Genomic DNA, 17812 nt, shown 5'->3' with positions numbered 1-17812 from the left:
AAATTCCCGCCCCTAAGCCGGGCCTAAGTCGCCTGCGCGACGCTCCGGCATCGCTTCGGCTTTGGGAGATTTGGGCATGTCGCAATATTCAGGCTTTGGCGCAAGGCAAATGCTGAACAAGGTTCCGGAGGTCACCGCGATCTTCTGGGCCATCAAGATTCTCTCGACCACGGTGGGCGAGACCGGCGCCGACTATCTTGCGGTGCATGTCGGGCTCGGCGCCAGCCTGACCGCGATCTGCATGAGTGGCCTCCTGCTCGCCGCGCTGCTGCTGCAACTGAGCCGCCGCGCTTATGTGCCCTGGATCTACTGGCTCACCGTCGTCCTCGTCAGCATCGTCGGCACGCAGCTCACCGATCTCCTGACCGACAAGCTCGAGATCAGTCTCTATGTCAGCACCGCGGCCTTCGCCTGTGCGTTAGCTGCGACCTTCGCGATCTGGTACGGCGCCGAGCGCACGCTGTCGATCCACAGCATCGTCACGACGCGGCGCGAGCTGTTCTACTGGACCGCGATCCTGTTCACCTTCGCGCTCGGCACCGCCGCCGGTGACCTTGCAACCGAAGCGCTCGGCCTCGGCTTCCAGCTCGGCGTCGCCGCTTTCGGTATGCTGATCGCTGCGGTGATGACGGCCTACAACTTCGGCGCCAATTCCGTCCTGACCTTCTGGCTTGCCTACATCCTCACCCGCCCGCTTGGCGCCTCACTCGGCGACCTGCTGTCGCAGTCGCGCGAGTATGGCGGCATGGGCCTCGGCACGATCCAGACCAGCATCGTCTTCCTGACCGTGATCGTCGGCCTCGTTGCCTGGGTGACGTTCGAAGGCGACGGCGCGCGCCGCGCCGGTCCGGCGCAATAGCCCACTCCCAAAAGACTTCACCGCTCCCTGCACGGACGCAGGAACCACACCAGGAGAAACCACATGATGAGACTTATCGCCGCCGTTACCGTTGGGCTCATGACAACCTTCACCGGCGAACCGCAGATGCATGCGAGCCAGCACTTCACCTTCGTACCGCTCGCGGAAGCCGCGACCGCAAAACTCGGCGATCTCACGCCGTTCCGGAGTATCGTGGTCGATGTCGCCGCGCTGATCGACAAGGGCGATCTGCCCGGCGCCAAGACAAGGATCAAGGACCTCGAGACCAAATGGGACGAGGCCGAAGCCGGTTTGAAGCCGCGCGCGGCGGCCGACTGGCACACCGTCGACAAGGCCATCGACCGCGCGCTGGAGGCGTTGCGCGCCAGCACGCCGGATGCCGCAAAGTGCAAGCAGGCGATCACCGATCTGCTCGCGATCATGGATAGCGTCGCCAAGGCGTGAGACGACAACGAGGACACCATGCAAGATTACACAAAGAGCAACCTCGTCAGCGAAAGCAAGGTCCCCGAAGTCACGCTCGGCTTCTGGATCATCAAGATCGCCGCCACGACGCTTGGCGAGACTGGTGGCGACACCGTGACAATGACGCTGAACTGGGGATACCTCGCCGGCACCTGCCTGTTCCTGGCGGTGATGATCGTCCTGATCGCCGCACAGATCCGCGCGCGCAAGTTCAATCCGGCGCTGTACTGGGCCACCATCGTGGCATCGACGACATTCGGCACGACGATGGCCGACTTCGCCGACCGTTCACTTGGCATTGGTTACACCGGCGGCTCGACGCTCCTCCTCACCTGTCTCGTGCTGGTGCTCGGCCTCTGGTATCGCACTGAAGGAACGATCTCGGTCAACAGCGTCAGCACGCCGCGGGTCGAGGCCTTCTATTGGGGCGCGATCACCTTCTCGCAGACGCTCGGCACCGCACTCGGCGATTGGATCGCCGATACCGGCGACATGGGCTATCGCGGCGGCGCGCTGATCTTCGCAGCCGGGCTTGCCGTCATCGCTGCACTTTACTTCTGGACGCGCGTCTCGCGAGTCACGCTGTTCTGGGCTGCGTTCATCCTGACGCGACCGCTGGGCGCGACCGTCGGCGATTTCCTCGACAAGCCGCTAGATCACGGCGGACTTGCGCTGAGCCGGCCTCTCGCCTCGGCCGTGATCGCAGCGTTCATGGTGGCCTGCCTGCTGCTGATCCCGCAACGTGCGGGCCAGCATCCCGGCGAGGCACTCGCTCAGCCGAACGTGAAGGCGTAAGCCTGAACGCCGGGATCGAGGAACCGGATCTCGAACGTGTGGTCGGCGACAGCGTCCGGCGTCCGGACGAGTTGATAGAGCCGCTGCGTCGTCACCACGCCGTTGCCGTCAGCGTCCGTGTCCATGCCGTGCGCGCTGCCGGGCGGCTTGCCGTCGATGGTGATGCGGAAGCGGATGCTGGCACCTTCGGCGGCGGGACCGAGCACGAGATGCAGGTCGCGGGCATGGAAGCGATAAACGATGCTGCCGTCAGGTGCGTTGAGTTGCGCGCGCTCGGGCCCGACCGTCCAGTTTCCGGTCAGCGACCAGTCGTTGAGCTGCGGCTCGCCGGCAGCATAGACGTGGCTTTCGTCCTTCACCACGCCGCCGGGCGAGACGAAGTTTTCGCTGCGATCGTAGCCGACATAGGTCTCGGGCGATTTGACATCGGCGCTATCCGAAGCCGCCGCCTCCGCGCCCGAGGCCTTGACCGCAACGATATCGGACGGGACGTTCTTGTTGCCGGCCTCTGCAAGCAGAGCCTGGATGACGCGCTCGGACTCCGCGTACTCGCCCTCACCAAAGTGATGGTGACGGACCTTCCCATTGGCATCGATGAAGTAATGCGCAGGCCAGTACTGGTTCTCGAACGAGCGCCAGATCTTGTAGTCGTTGTCGATCGCGACGGGATAGCTGATCTTCAACGTCGAGACCGCGTTCTTGACGTTGGCGACATTGCGCTCGAAGGCGAACTCCGGCGCGTGCACGCCGATCACCACGAGACCGCGGTCGTGATATTTCTCAGCCCAGGCGCGGACATAGGGGATCGAGCGCAGGCAGTTGATGCAGGAATAGGTCCAGAAGTCGACGAGGACGACCTTGCCCTTCAGCTCCTCGAAGGTCAGCGGTGGCGAGTTGAGCCATTCCTGCGCACCGGCGAGCTTGGGGTCGAGGTCCTCGACCATCAGCAGATCTGACGCATTCTCGCCGGTTGGCTTCGCCTGCATCGACGGTCCCGTCATCGCGGTCTTCGCGCTCGGGCGCAACCTGTCGAGCAGCGCCTGCTCCAGCGACGTCGTGCTGCCGACGGAAAGGTTGGTGAGGAAGCCGGTATCGAGGCCGAGCGAGATGGCGACGACAGCGGCAAGCACGGCCACGCCGACGCCGCGCCTGATCCATTCACCGGCGCCAATCGAGCGCTTCATCGCCGCGAAGACGCGGCCGCCGATCAGCAAAGCCAGCGCCAGCGAGGTTGCGGCGCCCGCCGCATAGACCAGAAGCAGCAGCGCGGTCGCGGCGTTGGCGCCCTGAAGCGCGGCGCCGGTCAGGATCAGGCCCAGCACCGGACCCGCACAGGGCGCCCAGAGAAAGCCGGTCGCAATTCCGAGCACGAAAGGCGCAACAAGTCTGTCCTCGCCCGGCTGCTCCGCCGATTGCGACATCCGCGCACCAACGGCCACCAGCGGTCGCATCAGGCGGTCGGCCAGCTCCGGAAATACCAATGTCAGGCCGAACAACGCGAGCAGGATCAGAGCGGCGCCGCGCCCATACTGATTGGCCGAGACGACCCAGCCACCCGCCACCGAGGCAAACGTCGCGACGACGGCGAACGCCAGCGACATGCCGATCAGCATCGGCAGCCCATTCCTGAGGAACGGACGATCGGCGCGCGCCAGCACGAACGGAATGACCGGGAGGATGCAGGGGCTCACGATGGTCAGGACGCCACCGAGATAGGCCAGCAGATAGAGAATCATGAGCCCGCTCTTATCACCGCTCGGCGGGAGCGATCTTCACAAGACCGTTTTCGGCAATAATGCCCTGGCCCCTATCCGACAGCAGGAACAGCGCAAGACGCGTAGCGGCCGGATTGTCCGTCAGCAGCACCAGTCCATAGGTCGCGACAACATCGATCGCCGGCGGCAGCCGCGACACCTTCAAGCCGGGAACCTCGCGCAAGGTCTGTTGCTGGCCGCTGCAATAGACCAGCAGGAGATCGGCCTTGTCGGCAAGGAAGATGCTGGCGGCTGGCGAGTGCCCCTCGAGCGGCTTCATGGCGCCCGGCCCTCCGATCAGTTTCAGGGCCTTCTGGCTGAGCACAGCCTCAGCCCCGGCACGAACTGTCTCCGCCCGCTTGAACACCGCGAAAGCATAGTCACCGCCGGGATCGACGATCGGCATCGATGTCGCCAGACGCGTGTTGGGGTCGAGCATCATCTCCAGCGCATTGGCCTCGGTCAGCCCCACCGCCTCGCGGCTGAACAGGCAGAGATTGTTGCGCGCAAACGGGACCATCAATGCCTGAGGCCGCTCGGCCGCCAGCGTGCGCGGATGCCCTGTATCGGCCGACAGAAAGAGATCGGCGGCCTCACCCTTCTCGATCCGCTCGCGCAGGCCGCCTGACGGGCCGAAGACGGGATCGGCGATTTGCGAGGCGTCGAGGCCAGCCGCCTTGATCGCCTGCTTCAGCGGAGCAATCAGGCTGCCGGCGGCGAAGACCTTTGCCGGTTCGGCGCGAGCGGTCGTAACGCTGATTGCGACGATCAACGCGGAGATGATGGAAAGCGATTGTCTCATGGATACCAGTCTATCTCTTCTATCGCGAGCCACCGAGCCCAGCCGCGGGCTCCCCACGCTATCGTCGCCGCGTGACGGGCCTTGCGGCGGGAGGCCCCGTCTCGATCAATTTTGCGGTGCACGCGTTGCAGATCAGCGCGCATTCGTCCGAGACCAGACCGAGCTTGATGTTGAGGCCGATGCCGAGATCCTGATCGGCGAGACCGGCGATGATCCCGTTGCAACTCAAGCACCTGCGGGGCGCTTCGACGCTGCGGTTCTCTTCGCCCATCGGCGCAAGGTGACGGGACATCGTGGCATCCTCTTCGGTTCCGGCGAGCGGCCTTCGTATCGCTATATTTACTGATATATATCGGACGCGGCAAGGCGGACCGGGGAGGAGCAAAAGGATCCGCCAGCTGCAAGCGACAAAACGGCCGACAAAGCTCGCCTCTGAAGAATAGTCCCTTCTTATTCGTCAGGAATCGCAATCATGAAAAAACACGACAATGCCTTGCGCTCGCGCAGGCAGGGAGAAACGCTCGCGATCGGTCGCACCCTCGGTGCGGCCGCTGCTATCCTCGCCTCCAGTCTATTGACCACAGGCCTTGCCCAGGCAGAGAGCACGCCCGTCAACCTGCCCGAGAAATGTTTCCCGGAAAGCGTGTCGGCGACCAGCGACGGCGCGCTTTATGTCGGCAGCTTCAACCATGGCGGGGTGACGCGGGTGACGCCAACCGGCAAGGTCGATGCCTTCATCTCGCCCGGCGCCAACGGCAGCCGCTCCACGCTCGGGGTACTGGCCGACGAGAAGAGCGGCACGCTTTACGCCTGCTCGAACGATTTGTCGGGCATAGGCGTTCCGAGCCCCGGTAGCGGCAAGGGCGCGTTCCTGAAGACGTTCGACCTGCGCACAGGCGCGCCCAAGGGCAGCTTCGCGCTCAAGGACGACAAATCGTTCTGCAACGACATCGCGGTCGGCAGCGACGGGACGGCTTATATCAGCGACTCCTTTGCGCCCTATGTCTACAGCCTCAAGCCCGGTGCGACCGCGCTCGAAGTCTGGGCGACGGATCCAGCGCTGGCACCTGCCAAGGACGGCGTCGGCCTCGACGGCATCGCCGTCGGAGGCGACGGCAATCTCTATGTGACGACCTTCATCCCTGGAAAACTGTTCCGGATCACCGTCAAAGACGGCAAGGCTGGCGCCGTCACCGAGCTGAAGCCGTCGAGCGCGCTCGACCATGCCGATGCGCTGCGCGCGCATGGTGACGGCCTGCTCCTGATCGAGGGCGCAGGCCGGCTCGACAAAGTCACGGTCAGCGGCGACGAGGCGAAGATCGAGGTGATCAAGGATGGCCTTGCCGAGCCCGTCTCGGTGGCGCAGGTCGGCGATAGCGCCTGGGTTGCAGAAGGCAAATTGTCCTATCTGATCGGTCCCAACAAGGACAAGGACCCCGGGCCATTCGTGCTGAAGTCCGTAGCACTGCCGAAATAAAGTTTGCCTTGCCGACGCCGGGCGCTTGCTCCCGCCAAGGGGCGTGTGCCCGGCGAGATCGCCTACTACGTTGGTCCTGATGTGTCGCAATATCCCATTGGATATAACGTTGACGAATGTCTGTGTTAAGCGCAGACTTCCTGATGGTTTCGCCGGGATACCTGAATCCCACTCGCTGCTGGAGCGCGCTGCGCTCTTGCCAACCAGTTGCATCGTGTTGCACCGCCGCGATCGGAGCACACGACCAACCAGGCGCGAGACCGCAGAGGCGACAAAGTACAAAAATTCGTCAATCCCACGGAGGAAGCTTCATGTTCCAGCAGGCGCTCGACCAGGTTTCGAAAACACTCCTCATCCGCGAACGCTATGACAATTTCATCGGCGGCAAATGGGTTGCCCCGGTGGAAGGCAAGTATTTTGACAATCCGAGCCCGATCACCGGCAAGAAGCTCTGCTCGGTGCCCCGCTCGACCGCCGCCGACATCGAGCTCGCGCTCGACGCCGCTCACAAGGCCAAGGATTCCTGGGGCAAGACCTCCGTGCAGGAACGCTCGCGCATCCTGAACAAGATCGCCGACAAGCTCGAATCCAATCTCGATCTGCTGGCGCTGATCGAGACCTTCGACAACGGCAAGCCGATCCGCGAGACCACGCATGCCGACATGCCGCTGGTCGTCGACCATTGGCGCTATTTCGCCAGCGTCGTGCGCGCGCAGGAAGGCGGCATCTCCGAGATCGACCACGACACCGTCGCCTATCACTATCATGAGCCGCTCGGCGTCGTCGGCCAGATCATCCCCTGGAACTTCCCGATCCTGATGGCGACGTGGAAGCTCGCACCGGCGCTTGCCGCCGGCAATTGCGTGGTGCTGAAGCCTGCTGAACAGACCCCGCTCGGCATCCTCGCCGTGATGGAGCTGATCGCCGACATCCTGCCGCCCGGCGTCATCAACGTCGTCAACGGGTTTGGCATCGAGGCCGGCAAGCCGCTGGCGCAGAACAAGCGGATCGCCAAGATCGCCTTCACCGGCGAGACCACGACGGGCCGCATGATCATGCAATATGCGTCCGACAATCTCATTCCGGTGACGCTGGAGCTCGGCGGCAAGTCGCCGAACATCTTCTTCGCCGACGTCGCCGAACACGACGACGATTTCCTCGACAAGGCGCTGGAAGGCTTTGCGATGTTCGCGCTCAACCAGGGCGAGGTCTGCACCTGCCCGAGCCGCGTGCTGGTGCAGGAATCGATCTACGACAAGTTCATGGAGAAGGCGGTCGCGCGGACCAAGAAGATCAAGCAGGGTCACCCGCTCGACGCCTCGACCATGATCGGCGCGCAGGCCTCCAACGACCAGCTCGAAAAGATCCTGTCCTATCTCGACATCGGCAAGCAGGAAGGCGCGAAGGTGCTGACCGGCGGCAAGCGCGCGAAGATGGAGGGCGAGCTCGCCGAGGGCTATTACGTCGAGCCCACGATCTTCGAGGGCAACAACAAGATGCGGGTGTTCCAGGAGGAGATCTTTGGGCCGGTCGTGTCGGTCGCGAAGTTCAAGAACGAGGAGGACGCGCTCGCGATCGCCAACGACACGCTCTACGGCCTCGGCGCCGGCGTGTGGACCCGCAACGGCAACCGCGCCTACCGGTTCGGCCGCGCCATCCAGGCCGGCCGCGTCTGGACCAATTGCTACCACGCCTACCCCGCGCATGCGGCGTTTGGCGGCTACAAGCAGTCCGGCATCGGGCGTGAGACCCACAAGATGATGCTGGATCACTACCAGCAGACCAAGAACGTCCTGGTCAGCTACTCGACCAAGGCGCTCGGCTTCTTCTGATCGTTCGCCGCCTCTGGCGCAGGTGCGGCTCGTCGCACCTGCGCCACCCTTTTGTTTGCAGGAAGCTCATCATGGTCAATCGGGTCGAGATCACGCCGAAGGCGGCCGAGATCGTCGCGCGCCTCAAGACCCAGCACGGCGCATTGATGTTCCACCAATCCGGCGGCTGCTGCGACGGCTCGGCGCCGATGTGTTATCCGGTCGGCGATTTCAGGGTCGGCCCGCAGGACGTGCTGCTCGGCAAGATCGCGGATTGCGAGTTTTATATCGGTGCGGCTCAGTTCGAATATTGGCAGCACACCCAGCTCATCATCGACGTCGTGCCCGGCCGCGGCTCGGGCTTCTCGGCCGAGGCGCCGGAAGGCGTGCGGTTTCTCACCCGCAGCCGCGTCTTCACCGACGAGGAAGCCGCCGAGCTCGAAGCCGCAGGTCCGCCGGCGCGGGCGGCGTGAATTAGCGAATGATCGTCGTCAGCGACGAGTAGCGCTTGTTCGGCTTGGCCTCGGCCGCCGAGAACTGTGCGAAGGCTTCGCTGACGCGGGTCGCCGGTGGCGTATCGCTGGCAAAGCGGAATTCTTTCGGCTTCGGCGCGTAGAAGCTGGCGCTGTAATAGGATTCGTCGAAGCGCGCCTCGCCGACGCCGAACAATGCGTCGCAGACGAACAGAAGCGCATAGACTCCCGCGACCGCAGCGACGATCTCCTTGAGAATTGACATGCTGATGCCCCACGCTTTTGCAGGCAGGATGCATGTCGGTTCCAAAGCGGAGGTTTAAACCACATCGGTTCTTGTCCGCAGGGTTTGCCGCCGCTGAGCGGATTGGAGACAATTATATCGATCTCCAAAAAGAGAGCCCGCCTGACCGGGCGGATCAGGCGGGCTCCAGGATTGGCCGCTCGGGAGGTATCAGACGGCCAAATTCAGCCACACAGCCTTGGGTTCGGTGAAATTGTCGATCGCGGCGGTGCCGTGCTCGCGGCCAAGGCCGGAGTCGCGCTCGCCGCCCCAGGGCAGCCGCACGTCGGTGTAGCCATAGGTGTTCATCCAGACCGTGCCGGCGCGTGCCCGCTTGGCGAAGCGCTGGAGCTTGCCGATATCGCGGCTCCAGACGCCGGCCGCGAGGCTGTAGGCCGTGCCGTTAGCGATCCGTAAAGCATCAGCCTCGTCCTTGAACTTGATGACGCTGACGACGGGGCCGAAAATCTCTTCCTGCGAGATCCGCATCTCGTGCGCAACATCAGCGAACACCGCGGGGCTGATGAAATAGCCGCGATCACCGACCTTCTCACCACCGGTGACGAGGGTCGCGCCCTCCTTCTGTCCGATATCGACATAGTCGAGAATCGACTTCATCTGCTTCTCGGAGATCACAGGTCCAAGCGCCGTCTTACGATCGAGCGGATCGCCGATTCTGATCGACTTCGCGCGCGCGGCGAGGCGCTCCACGACCTCGTCATACGCCTTGTCCTGCACCAGCACGCGGGAGCCGGCCGAGCAGACCTGGCCCGCATTGAAGAAGATGCCGGAGGCCGCAGCCTTGGAAGCAGCCTCCAGATCGGCATCGTCGAAAATGACGTTGGCCGACTTGCCGCCGAGCTCGAGCGAGACGCGCTTGAAGTTGCTGGCCGCGCCCTTCATGATTCCGCGGCCCACGCCGGGCGAGCCGGTGAAGGTGACCTTGTCGACATCGGGATGATTGACCAGCGCGTCACCGACGACGCGGCCCGGACCGGTGACCACGTTGAAGACGCCCGCCGGCAAGCCCGCTTCGAGCGCGAGCTCCGCGATACGCAGCGCCGACAGCGAGGTCAGCTCGGCCGGCTTCATCACGATGGTACAGCCGCAGGCCAGCGCAGGCGCAAGCTTCCACATGCCGATCATCAGCGGGAAATTCCACGGCACGATCGCCGCGACCACGCCGACCGGCTCGCGCACGGTGTAGGTCAAGGCATCGTCGCGCACCGGCACGACGTCGCCGCTGATCTTGTCGGCCCAGCCGGCGTAATAGATCAGCGTGTCGACGGCCGCCGGAAAATCCTGGCGCATCGTCGAAGAGATCGGCTTGCCGGCATCGATCGACTCGAGCTCGATGATTTCTTCCGAGTGCTGCTTGAGCAGATCCGCCCAGCGCAGCAGGATCTGGCCGCGCTCAGAGGCGCGCATCGTGCGCCAGGGACCTTCGAAGGCGCGGCGGGCGGCCGCCACCGCGTACTCGACATCAGCCTCGTTGCCCTCGGCGATGGTGGCGATGACCTGCCCGGTGGCGGGATTGAGGGACTTGAAGGTGCGGCCGGAGCTCGCGGGCACGCGGCGGCCGTCGATGAGCAGATGCTGCGGCCGGGACATGAACTCGGTGGCCGGCGAGTGCGCAAAGTCATATGCAACAGACATCATATTTCCTCCATTCTGGTATGCCAGATTAAGCGCCAAATGGCCGGAGTAAATATGATATGATGTGCCGATGGACGTCCAATATATGAAGCGAACTTCATAAGCAAACTCATGCTTCAGATCGAGATCGAGGCTGTGTGGCGGTTTCGCCATGAAGGCAATCCGCGCACCGCCGTCATCGTGATCGGCGTGCTCAATGAGATCCGGAAAACCGGGAAGATCACGAGCGCGGCCATCGATGCGCAGCTGTCCTACCGGCATGTCTGGAACCTGATCGAGCAATGGTCGGAGTTCTTCGGAACGCCCCTGGTCGAAACCCAGCGCGGCAAGGGATCAAAACTCACGCCGTTCGGCGAGCGGCTGGTGTGGGCCGGCGAGCGCATGCAGGCGCGGCTCGGACCGCAGCTCGAAAACCTGGCGCAGGAGCTCGCGAGCGAGATCAAGCCGTTCCTCGAGCAACGACCCTCCGTGATCCGCGTCCATGCCAGTCACGGCTTTGCAGTCGCAAAGCTGCGCGAATTCCTCGACCGCGAGCCGGGCATCGGCGTCGATCTGCGCTATGTCAGCAACCAGCATTCGCTGGTCTCGCTGGCGCAGGGCGCATGCGATCTCTCCGGGCTGCATCTGCCGCGCGGCGAGCTGCGCGCCCAGGGCATCAACTCCGCCCGCGAATGGCTCGACCCGCGCGAGGACCGCGTCATCAATTTCGTCACGCGCGAGATGGGGCTGATGGTCGCGCGCGGCAATCCGTTGCGGATCGCCTCGCTTCGCGATTTGACCGAACCGAAGGTGCGCTTCGTCAACCGCGACCACGATTCCGGCACACGTCTGCTGTTCGACCGCCTGCTCGGCGCGCAAGGTATCGACCAGAGCAGGATCAACGGCGCGCAGCAGATCGAGTTCACTCATGCGGCGGTCGCAGCCTACGTCGCGAGCGGCATGGCCGATGTCACCTTCGGTGTCGAGGCCGCTGCCCGCCAGTTCGGTCTCGATTTCATCCGGGTTCTCACCGAGGACTATTTCTTTGTCTGCAAACGCGCCTTCCTGGAGACGGAGCCGATGCGACGCATCCTCGACATCATCCGCAGTCATGATTTTCAAGCGGCCGTCGCTGCCCTGCCCGGTTACACCCTGTCCGACACGGGCGAGGTCTCCGGCGTAAAGACCTTCCTGGAGATGCACTCCGCACGATGATGCCGCACGCCGTATGCAGGGCGTTTGGACGAGGCTTGCTGTCGAGAGACCCGACCCCGACAGGTTATTGCCGGGTGCCCGGGCTCAGCAGGCAGGCCGCGAGCTCGGTGCGATTGTGCACGCCGAAACGTCGGCACAAATTGGCGACGTGCTCCTTCACCGTCTGATCGGAAATCCCCATCTCGCGGGCGATTTCCTTGTTGGTCTGGCCGCGGCAGACCCGGATGGCGACGTCCGCCGACCTTGGCGGGAGCGAGAGCGTCGCGGCCGGCTCACGGACCTGGGTCGCGGCACGATGGGCGTCGACCGCGCCCGCGTTTGTCATGTTGGTCAAGGCCAGCGAGCCAGCCCGACACAGCATCTCCATGCGCTGCCGTGACCGCATCGTGTAAGGCGCGTTCGTGTCGGTCGTCGCAGTAAACAACACGCCGACGATCTTCTGCCCGCACCACAATGGGCCGCCCATGTTGTACGCAAAACCCCACTCGTGCAGCATCTCGAAGGACGGACTGTGCCGCCATTGCTGTGGACCGATCACGGTTTCGCCGTCGACCGCGCGGCCCCGGGTCATGATGCAGTCGAGCACGGGGTCATGCTTCCAGAAGCCGGCCCTGTAATTGTCGAGCAGGCCTTCCGCGACGTGGCGGCTGTAGACCAGCTCCGGCTCAAGCCCGTCGAGCAAATAGAGGCCGACAGTCGGCGATCCCGTCAATTCGGTGATCGCCGAGCAGCAGGCGACGCCAAGCGCACGCACCGAGCAGCTCTCGGCGATGGACATCAGCCGATCTGCGAGCTGGCGCTCGGGCAGACCATCCAACTGCTCGTGCTCGGCCCTCACCGCCACTCCTCGCGAGAACGCGCGGTGCTCTCGGGCACACGCACGCCATTGCCGATTGTTATAGGCTTAAAATTTCTGCCTTGCCTGATCTTTGGTCAAGCGAAAAGAAGCGGCAACGCGCTGCTCTCCCGGCCCAGCTTTGCGGCAGGGCACCATGGCCGATCCCCCCATGATGGGGGATTGCTGGTTTGGCCACCTCATCTCTAGCATCCTGGCCATCGGGATCGCGTCACGACGCGCGCGGTTCCGGCGGGGACATCTCGACACCAAAGCGAGCCGATCGTCGCGCGCGCCAACTGACATTGGCGCGTACGGGCGAGTCTTGCCCGCGACCGTCCCGTCCGCCCGAGATCTTCGCGTTCGGCAGCGTTGCGCGAAGAACCAACAAATCGACCTGGAGACACCGACCATGAGCCCTTCCGCGCAACTCGCAGTCAAACCTTCCGCGACCCCGACGGTGGCCGAGTTCCATACGCGCCTCGACGCGCTGCTGCCGCTGGTCGAATCCAGGGCTGCGGAGGCCGAGGCACAGGGCTATCTGACTGACGATGTCGTGGCGGCGCTGCGCAAGGCCGGCATCTACACCATGCTGTTCCCGAAGGAGATCGGCGGCGCCGAGCTTCTGCCTTACGATGCCATGACCGTCATCGAGCGGCTCGCTTACACGCACGCCTCGGCCGGCTGGTGCGTCATCGGCAACAACATGGAAGGCACGACGCTCGCTATCTACATCGAGGACGAGGGCATCAAGAAGGTCTTCGCGGGCGGGCCCGACATCACGATTGCCGGCAACGGCGTGCCGCGCGGCTTCGCACGACCGGTCGATGGCGGCTACATGATCCGCGGCAACTGGGCGTATGGCAGCGGCATCCAGCACGCCGAGTGGGTCCACTCCGGCTGCTTCGTCACCGACGCATCCGGCAAGGACATGGTCTTCGGTCCCAACGGTCAGCCCAAGATCGTGGTCACACACCATCCGCGCGCGACCATCAAGTTGATGGGCAATTGGGACGTGCTTGGCCTGCGCGCGACCGGAAGCTTCGACTACACTTTGAGCGAGGGCGACGAGTTGTTCGTACCCACGCACATGACCTACGATTTTGACATTGGCGCGCCGCGCCGAGGTGGTGTGCAGGGTGCGCTGGGACTGGCAGGCTACAGCGCCTGGGCGCATTCCGCCTGGGCCGTCGGTGTCGGCCGCCGCATGCTCGACGAACTCGTCAAGGTGATCGTCCAGCGCCAGGATCCATTCGGCAAGTCGCGCGACAGCGCCAGCTTCAAGTTTCAGTTCGCGCAGGCTGAAGCTCGTTTCCGCGCCGCGCGTGCGTTGGTCCACGAAACCTGGAAGGACGTCTCGGAGACTTGCGCCAGCGGTGACTCTCCGTCGCTGGAGCAGATGACGATGATCAAGCTGTCACTGCGCCACGTCCACGACGTTCTGTCTGATGTCGCCACCTTCGCGCATCGCGCCGCCCGCGGTGCCTCGCTGCACAACACGCCGATGCAGCGGTTCTATCGCGACATCCATTCGGGCACCCAGCACATCCTGATGGCCGACCAGATCGTCGAAGAGTGCGGCCGCGCGCTGCTCGGCCTCCCCGGCCCAGGCGCGCAATGGACGGTCTTCGGGGTGACGGGCTGAGCAAGCGATCAGACGAGGGCGTCGAGGTGAGGACATCCCGCATCGTTGGCTTCTGCGGCAACAGCTGGCGCCCGGCGAAGTCGCGCATGCTGGTGGAAGCCGTCGCCGCCGACCTTCAGGCGCAGCATGGACTGAAGACCACGGTCCTCGATCTTGTCGATGCCGGTTGCGGCATCGCCGGCTTCACCCGGATCGCACTCGATGACAACGCGCGCGCCGTCGTCGAGGCCATCGAACAGGCCGACGGCCTCGTGATCGGGTGCCCGGTGTTCCAGGGGTCCTATCCCGGATTGTTCAAGCACGTATTCGACCTGATCGAACCCAGCGTGCTGCGCAACCGCCCGGTGCTGCTGACCGCCGTCGGCGGCGGCCTGCGCCACTCGCTGGTGGTCGAGCACCAGCTCCGCCCGCTGTTCGGCTTCTTCGAAGCCTGCACCGTTTCAACGGCGATCTACGCCAGCAGCGGCGAGATCGTGCCGGGCGAGCCGCTCGCACCAATGACGGCCGCACGGCTCGCCAACGCGGTCGAACAATTCGCCTCGCTTCTCAGCGGTCGCCAGGCAGCCGCCGCATGACCCACAAACGCGCGGCCCTGCCGACGTCAACCGGAGACAACCATGCTTGATACCCCCAATCCCTCTCCCGATCTCACCGGCTTCTCGCGCGCGGAATATACGATCAACGGCGTGCGCACCGTCGTTCACAGCATCGGAAGCGGCCCAGCACTCGTATTCCTGCACGGCACCGGCACCTTCACCGGCTTCGAGATGGCGCGCGATTGGGCGAAGCGGCACACCGTCATCATCCCCTATCATGCGGGCTTTGGCGATTCCGGCGACGCCGAGACGATCGACACCGTCGAGGATCACGTCCTTCATTACATGGATCTGTTCGACAAGCTTGGCCTTGAGCAATTCGACCTCGCCGGATTTTCGCTCGGCGGATGGCTAGCCGCGGAGTTCGCGATCCGTCAGCCGCATCGGGTCCGCAAGCTGGCGCTGGTTGCCCCCGCCGGTCTTGTGGTCGCAAGCGCGCCTGCGCCCGGATTGTTCGAGATCGCGCCGCAGGAACTGCCCGCCTATCTCGCGCACGATCCGGCCGCGGCACTGCGTTACTTTCCAAAGGCGCCCGACCCGGCTTTCGACGCCCGCCTCGGACGAGAGGTCACGGGCTTTGCCAAGCTGATCCGCAGCGAACCGCAGGGCAATCCCAAGCTCGCGCACTGGCTGCATCGGATCGTGATGCCGACGCTGGTGCTGTGGGGTGCCGCCGATCGCCTGCGTCCGACAGCCCAGGCAGAGGCCTGGAAAGCAGGACTCCCCGACGCACGCGTGGTGCTGGTGCCGACGACCGGTCATCTCGTGTTCGAGGAGACGCCGTCCGCCGCACACCACGTCACCGACTTTCTCGCCGATTGATCCCGCAAACAACAGAGGACACCACCATGATCGAGATGCCTCCGGGCGTGACCCCTGCCAAAGAAGGATTTGGCAACGTCGTCTGGAACATTCTGGGCCAGACCTACACACTGAAACAGCATTCCGAGGCGTCGATGGCCTGGCATGCCGTTTTTCCGGACGGCACCTTCGTGCCGCCGCACGTCCATCCGACCCAGGATGAGTTCGTCTATGTGCTGAGCGGCCGCTACGACCTCTGGCTCGACGGTAAGGATTTTGTCGCCAGGGCCGGCGACCTCGTCCGCATGCCCAAGGGCATCCCCCACGGCATCTTCAACAAGTCGGGCGAAACCGCCACCAGCCTGTTCTGGGTCGCACCGACGCGGTCGCTGAAAGAGCTGTTTGAACGCATCCACAATCTCCCCGATCCGCAGGAGGTGGTGCGACGTGCCGCCGAGCACGAGGTGAATTTCCTGCCGCCGCCTGCCTGAAGCTGCGCCGATTCCACCGACACGCAAACCGCGAGAACCGATGATGACCATGCTGACAACAACTTGGACGACCATCTCCGAGAGCGACCGCCGTCGGATAGCCCGGTGGCAAAAAGGCATGCTGGCGCTCGCCATCCTCTGCGAGATATTTCTCGCCGCGGACTGGTATGCGTTCGCGGCCGTACTGCCTTTCGTCTCCGAGAGCCTCAAGCTCAATCCCGCAGAGGCCGGGCTCGCGCAAGGCATCTTTGCGCTGACCTACGGCATCGGCATGGTGGTGTGGTCGCCGGTCAGCCGGTCGATGACGGCGCGCAACATGCTGCTGATCGGGCTTGCGGGCACCGGCGTCGGCATGGTGCTCCAGGTGTTCGTGCAGAGTTACACGCAGCTCGTGATACTCCGGCTCGTGATCGGCTTCTTTGACGCCGGCATCTTCATCGGCAACATGAAGCTGATCTTCGGCTGGTTTCCACAAAGTCGGCGTGGCTCGGTGGTCGGCATCATTCTCGCTGCCTACAGCCTCGCCATCACCATGGATTTCGCGCTCGGCATCCCCCTGACGATGGCGACCAGTTGGCGAACCTTCTTCGCCGTGCTGGCAATCGGCACGCTGCTGGTCGCGGCTGTCGATGCACTCGTCGTCCGCAACAATCCGCGCGAGCTCGGGCTCGACGGCTTCACCTGGGGCAACGAAACACCGCTGGAGCATCTGCCGCTCGGCGAAATATTCCGCTCGAAATGGATTGCGGTCGGCGGCTTCGGCATCGTGGCCTGCACCTTCGCGATCGCCGGTACCGCCACCTGGGTGGTGCCGGCCTTCATCACTGTGCAGCACATGCCTCCGGAGGCCGGCGCGGTCATCGGCACCGTGATGGGGCTGTCGCAGGTGCTGTTCCTGGTGATTGGCGGCTACATGTCCGATCGGCTCGGCAAGCCCTTCATGATCAAGCTCACCGCATGTCTCGCTTTCTTAACCGCGCTGATGTTCCTGTGGAGCGTGGTCACTCCGATGTCGTTTCCGATGCTGGTGCTGTTTGCGGCGCTCAGCGGCATCGCACTGCTGGGCGGCGGCGCGATCTTCGCCCTGCTCAGCGAGAAATACTCCGACGCGCTCGCACCGGCCGCGATCGGATACGCCGAGGTGTTTGGCATCTTCTCGGCTTTCGTGGCACCCTGGATGATGGGTGCCATTATCAACGCCTCCGGGGGCTCGTTCACCGGCGCCTTCATCGCATTCGCTGTTGTCGAACTCGTCATCGTCGGCCTCCTGGTGATCCTCGCCCGCGAGGACGTCAGTCAGGGCGCGGTGGTCGGAAGCCCCGCGGAGTAAGGTGCAGCGATCAAGGGCACGGGCTGAAGCCCGTGCTCTGCGGGCTTCGACAAAGGTCTATCTTCTGGGAAATCCGGCGCCCTCACCTTGTCCGCCGCGGGCAAGAGTGGCAATCTCGCGTCGAGTGATCCCAAGAGATTTCGTTATGTCGCGCGCGAGCGCCAAATCCCTTCCCCAGCTGAGCCTTCGCATCGACCTCGACGGCGAGGATCGGATCGGGCCTGGCAAGATCGAGCTTCTGGAGCAGATCCGCGAGCAAGGCTCGATCTCCGGGGCCGGCCGCGCCATGGACATGTCGTACAAGCGCGCCTGGGATCTCGTCGACGAGATCAACCGAATCTGCGGACATCCCGCGGTCGAGCCGCAGGCCGGCGGCAAGAACGGCGGCGGCGCCATGCTGACGCCGTTCGGCGAAAAACTCGTCGCGCGCTACCGGAAGATCGAGCGCGACGCCGCACGCGCGGTGCACAAGGATCTGGAAGCGCTCAAGAGCGACATCGCCCGTTCCCGCAAATCCTCATAGC

Annotated in this window: 19 protein-coding genes; 13 read left to right on the top strand and 6 right to left on the bottom strand. The window is 64.0% G+C overall.

Annotated elements, in window-relative coordinates; genetic code table 11:
• The first annotated feature begins 76 nt into the window (after positions 1-76).
• The 3 genes from ACLFLU_RS18340 to ACLFLU_RS18330 all read left to right on the top strand — a co-directional run bounded on the left by ACLFLU_RS18340 (position 77) and on the right by ACLFLU_RS18330 (position 2140).
• A complete protein-coding gene (locus ACLFLU_RS18340) occupies positions 77-859 on the top strand; it encodes a hypothetical protein (RefSeq protein ID WP_426413557.1) in 783 nt (260 codons plus the stop codon).
• A 63-nt stretch (positions 860-922) separates the two neighbouring features.
• Entirely contained in the window at positions 923-1324 is a 402-nt protein-coding gene (locus ACLFLU_RS18335) for a hypothetical protein (protein WP_426413556.1), read from the top strand.
• 18 nt (positions 1325-1342) lie between these two features.
• Complete coding sequence (locus ACLFLU_RS18330) at positions 1343-2140, top strand: hypothetical protein (RefSeq protein WP_426413555.1); 798 nt, start codon at positions 1343-1345, stop codon at positions 2138-2140.
• On the opposite strand, the gene ACLFLU_RS18325 is transcribed toward ACLFLU_RS18330, so the two are convergent.
• Genes ACLFLU_RS18325 through ACLFLU_RS18315 form a run of 3 tightly spaced genes read right to left on the bottom strand, consistent with a single transcriptional unit; the run spans position 2119 to position 4988 of the window.
• Positions 2119-3876 (bottom strand): cytochrome c biogenesis protein DipZ, encoded by a 1758-nt coding sequence (locus ACLFLU_RS18325; protein ID WP_426413554.1) that lies wholly within the window; start codon positions 3874-3876, stop codon positions 2119-2121. The two genes, ACLFLU_RS18330 and ACLFLU_RS18325, sit on opposite strands and share 22 nt — an antisense overlap.
• Before the next feature lie 13 nt (positions 3877-3889).
• Complete coding sequence (locus ACLFLU_RS18320; RefSeq protein ID WP_426413553.1) at positions 3890-4696, bottom strand: substrate-binding domain-containing protein; 807 nt, start codon at positions 4694-4696, stop codon at positions 3890-3892.
• 58 nt (positions 4697-4754) lie between these two features.
• The gene (locus ACLFLU_RS18315; RefSeq protein WP_426413552.1) at positions 4755-4988 is read right to left on the bottom strand and encodes a hypothetical protein; all 234 of its coding nucleotides are present in this window, start codon (positions 4986-4988) and stop codon (positions 4755-4757) included.
• 180 nt (positions 4989-5168) lie between these two features.
• On the opposite strand from ACLFLU_RS18315, the gene ACLFLU_RS18310 reads away from it, so the two are divergent.
• From ACLFLU_RS18310 to ACLFLU_RS18300, 3 genes are all read left to right on the top strand, one after another.
• Complete coding sequence (locus ACLFLU_RS18310) at positions 5169-6173, top strand: hypothetical protein (RefSeq protein ID WP_426413551.1); 1005 nt, start codon at positions 5169-5171, stop codon at positions 6171-6173.
• 311 nt (positions 6174-6484) lie between these two features.
• A complete protein-coding gene (gene adh / locus ACLFLU_RS18305; protein WP_426413550.1) occupies positions 6485-8005 on the top strand; it encodes an aldehyde dehydrogenase in 1521 nt (506 codons plus the stop codon).
• 71 nt (positions 8006-8076) lie between these two features.
• Positions 8077-8457, top strand: a complete 381-nt coding sequence (locus ACLFLU_RS18300) for a DUF779 domain-containing protein (protein ID WP_426413549.1) — start codon at positions 8077-8079, stop codon at positions 8455-8457.
• A 1-nt stretch (position 8458) separates the two neighbouring features.
• Here the strand turns inward: ACLFLU_RS18300 and ACLFLU_RS18295 are convergent, their stop codons facing one another.
• Together ACLFLU_RS18295 and ACLFLU_RS18290 are read right to left on the bottom strand one after the other, a co-directional pair.
• Positions 8459-8722: a hypothetical protein gene (locus ACLFLU_RS18295; RefSeq protein WP_426413548.1), complete on the bottom strand. Its 264-nt coding sequence runs from the start codon at positions 8720-8722 to the stop codon at positions 8459-8461.
• A gap of 189 nt (positions 8723-8911) precedes the next feature.
• The gene (locus ACLFLU_RS18290; protein ID WP_426414022.1) at positions 8912-10396 is read right to left on the bottom strand and encodes an aldehyde dehydrogenase family protein; all 1485 of its coding nucleotides are present in this window, start codon (positions 10394-10396) and stop codon (positions 8912-8914) included.
• A 111-nt stretch (positions 10397-10507) separates the two neighbouring features.
• Here ACLFLU_RS18290 and ACLFLU_RS18285 point away from each other — a divergent pair, with 111 nt between their 5' ends.
• Positions 10508-11590 carry a substrate-binding domain-containing protein gene (locus ACLFLU_RS18285; protein ID WP_426413547.1) on the top strand — a complete coding sequence of 361 codons (1083 nt, stop codon included), beginning with the start codon at positions 10508-10510 and terminating at the stop codon, positions 11588-11590.
• Between the two features lie 64 nt (positions 11591-11654).
• On the opposite strand, the gene ACLFLU_RS18280 is transcribed toward ACLFLU_RS18285, so the two are convergent.
• Complete coding sequence (locus ACLFLU_RS18280) at positions 11655-12428, bottom strand: response regulator transcription factor (protein WP_426413546.1); 774 nt, start codon at positions 12426-12428, stop codon at positions 11655-11657.
• A 409-nt stretch (positions 12429-12837) separates the two neighbouring features.
• Between ACLFLU_RS18280 and ACLFLU_RS18275 the strand changes: the two genes are divergently transcribed.
• The 6 genes from ACLFLU_RS18275 (at position 12838) to ACLFLU_RS18250 (ending at position 17811) form a co-directional block, all read left to right on the top strand.
• A complete protein-coding gene (locus ACLFLU_RS18275) occupies positions 12838-14070 on the top strand; it encodes an acyl-CoA dehydrogenase family protein (protein ID WP_426413545.1) in 1233 nt (410 codons plus the stop codon).
• An 86-nt stretch (positions 14071-14156) separates the two neighbouring features.
• Positions 14157-14645 (top strand): NAD(P)H-dependent oxidoreductase, encoded by a 489-nt coding sequence (locus ACLFLU_RS18270; protein ID WP_426414021.1) that lies wholly within the window; start codon positions 14157-14159, stop codon positions 14643-14645.
• A 42-nt stretch (positions 14646-14687) separates the two neighbouring features.
• The gene (locus ACLFLU_RS18265; RefSeq protein WP_426413544.1) at positions 14688-15488 is read left to right on the top strand and encodes an alpha/beta fold hydrolase; all 801 of its coding nucleotides are present in this window, start codon (positions 14688-14690) and stop codon (positions 15486-15488) included.
• Positions 15489-15514: 26 nt separating this feature from the next.
• Positions 15515-15958, top strand: coding sequence for a cupin domain-containing protein (locus ACLFLU_RS18260; RefSeq protein WP_426413543.1), 444 nt, complete (start codon positions 15515-15517; stop codon positions 15956-15958).
• Between the two features lie 49 nt (positions 15959-16007).
• Positions 16008-17288, top strand: a complete 1281-nt coding sequence (locus ACLFLU_RS18255; protein WP_426413542.1) for an MFS transporter — start codon at positions 16008-16010, stop codon at positions 17286-17288.
• 145 nt (positions 17289-17433) lie between these two features.
• Entirely contained in the window at positions 17434-17811 is a 378-nt protein-coding gene (locus tag ACLFLU_RS18250) for a winged helix-turn-helix domain-containing protein (RefSeq protein ID WP_128960102.1), read from the top strand.
• The last annotated feature ends 1 nt before the right edge of the window (position 17812 follow it).

Source organism: Bradyrhizobium ganzhouense (assembly GCF_049949285.1).
GTDB lineage: Bacteria > Pseudomonadota > Alphaproteobacteria > Rhizobiales > Xanthobacteraceae > Bradyrhizobium > Bradyrhizobium ganzhouense.
This window is presented reverse-complemented; position numbering and strand designations above follow the sequence as displayed.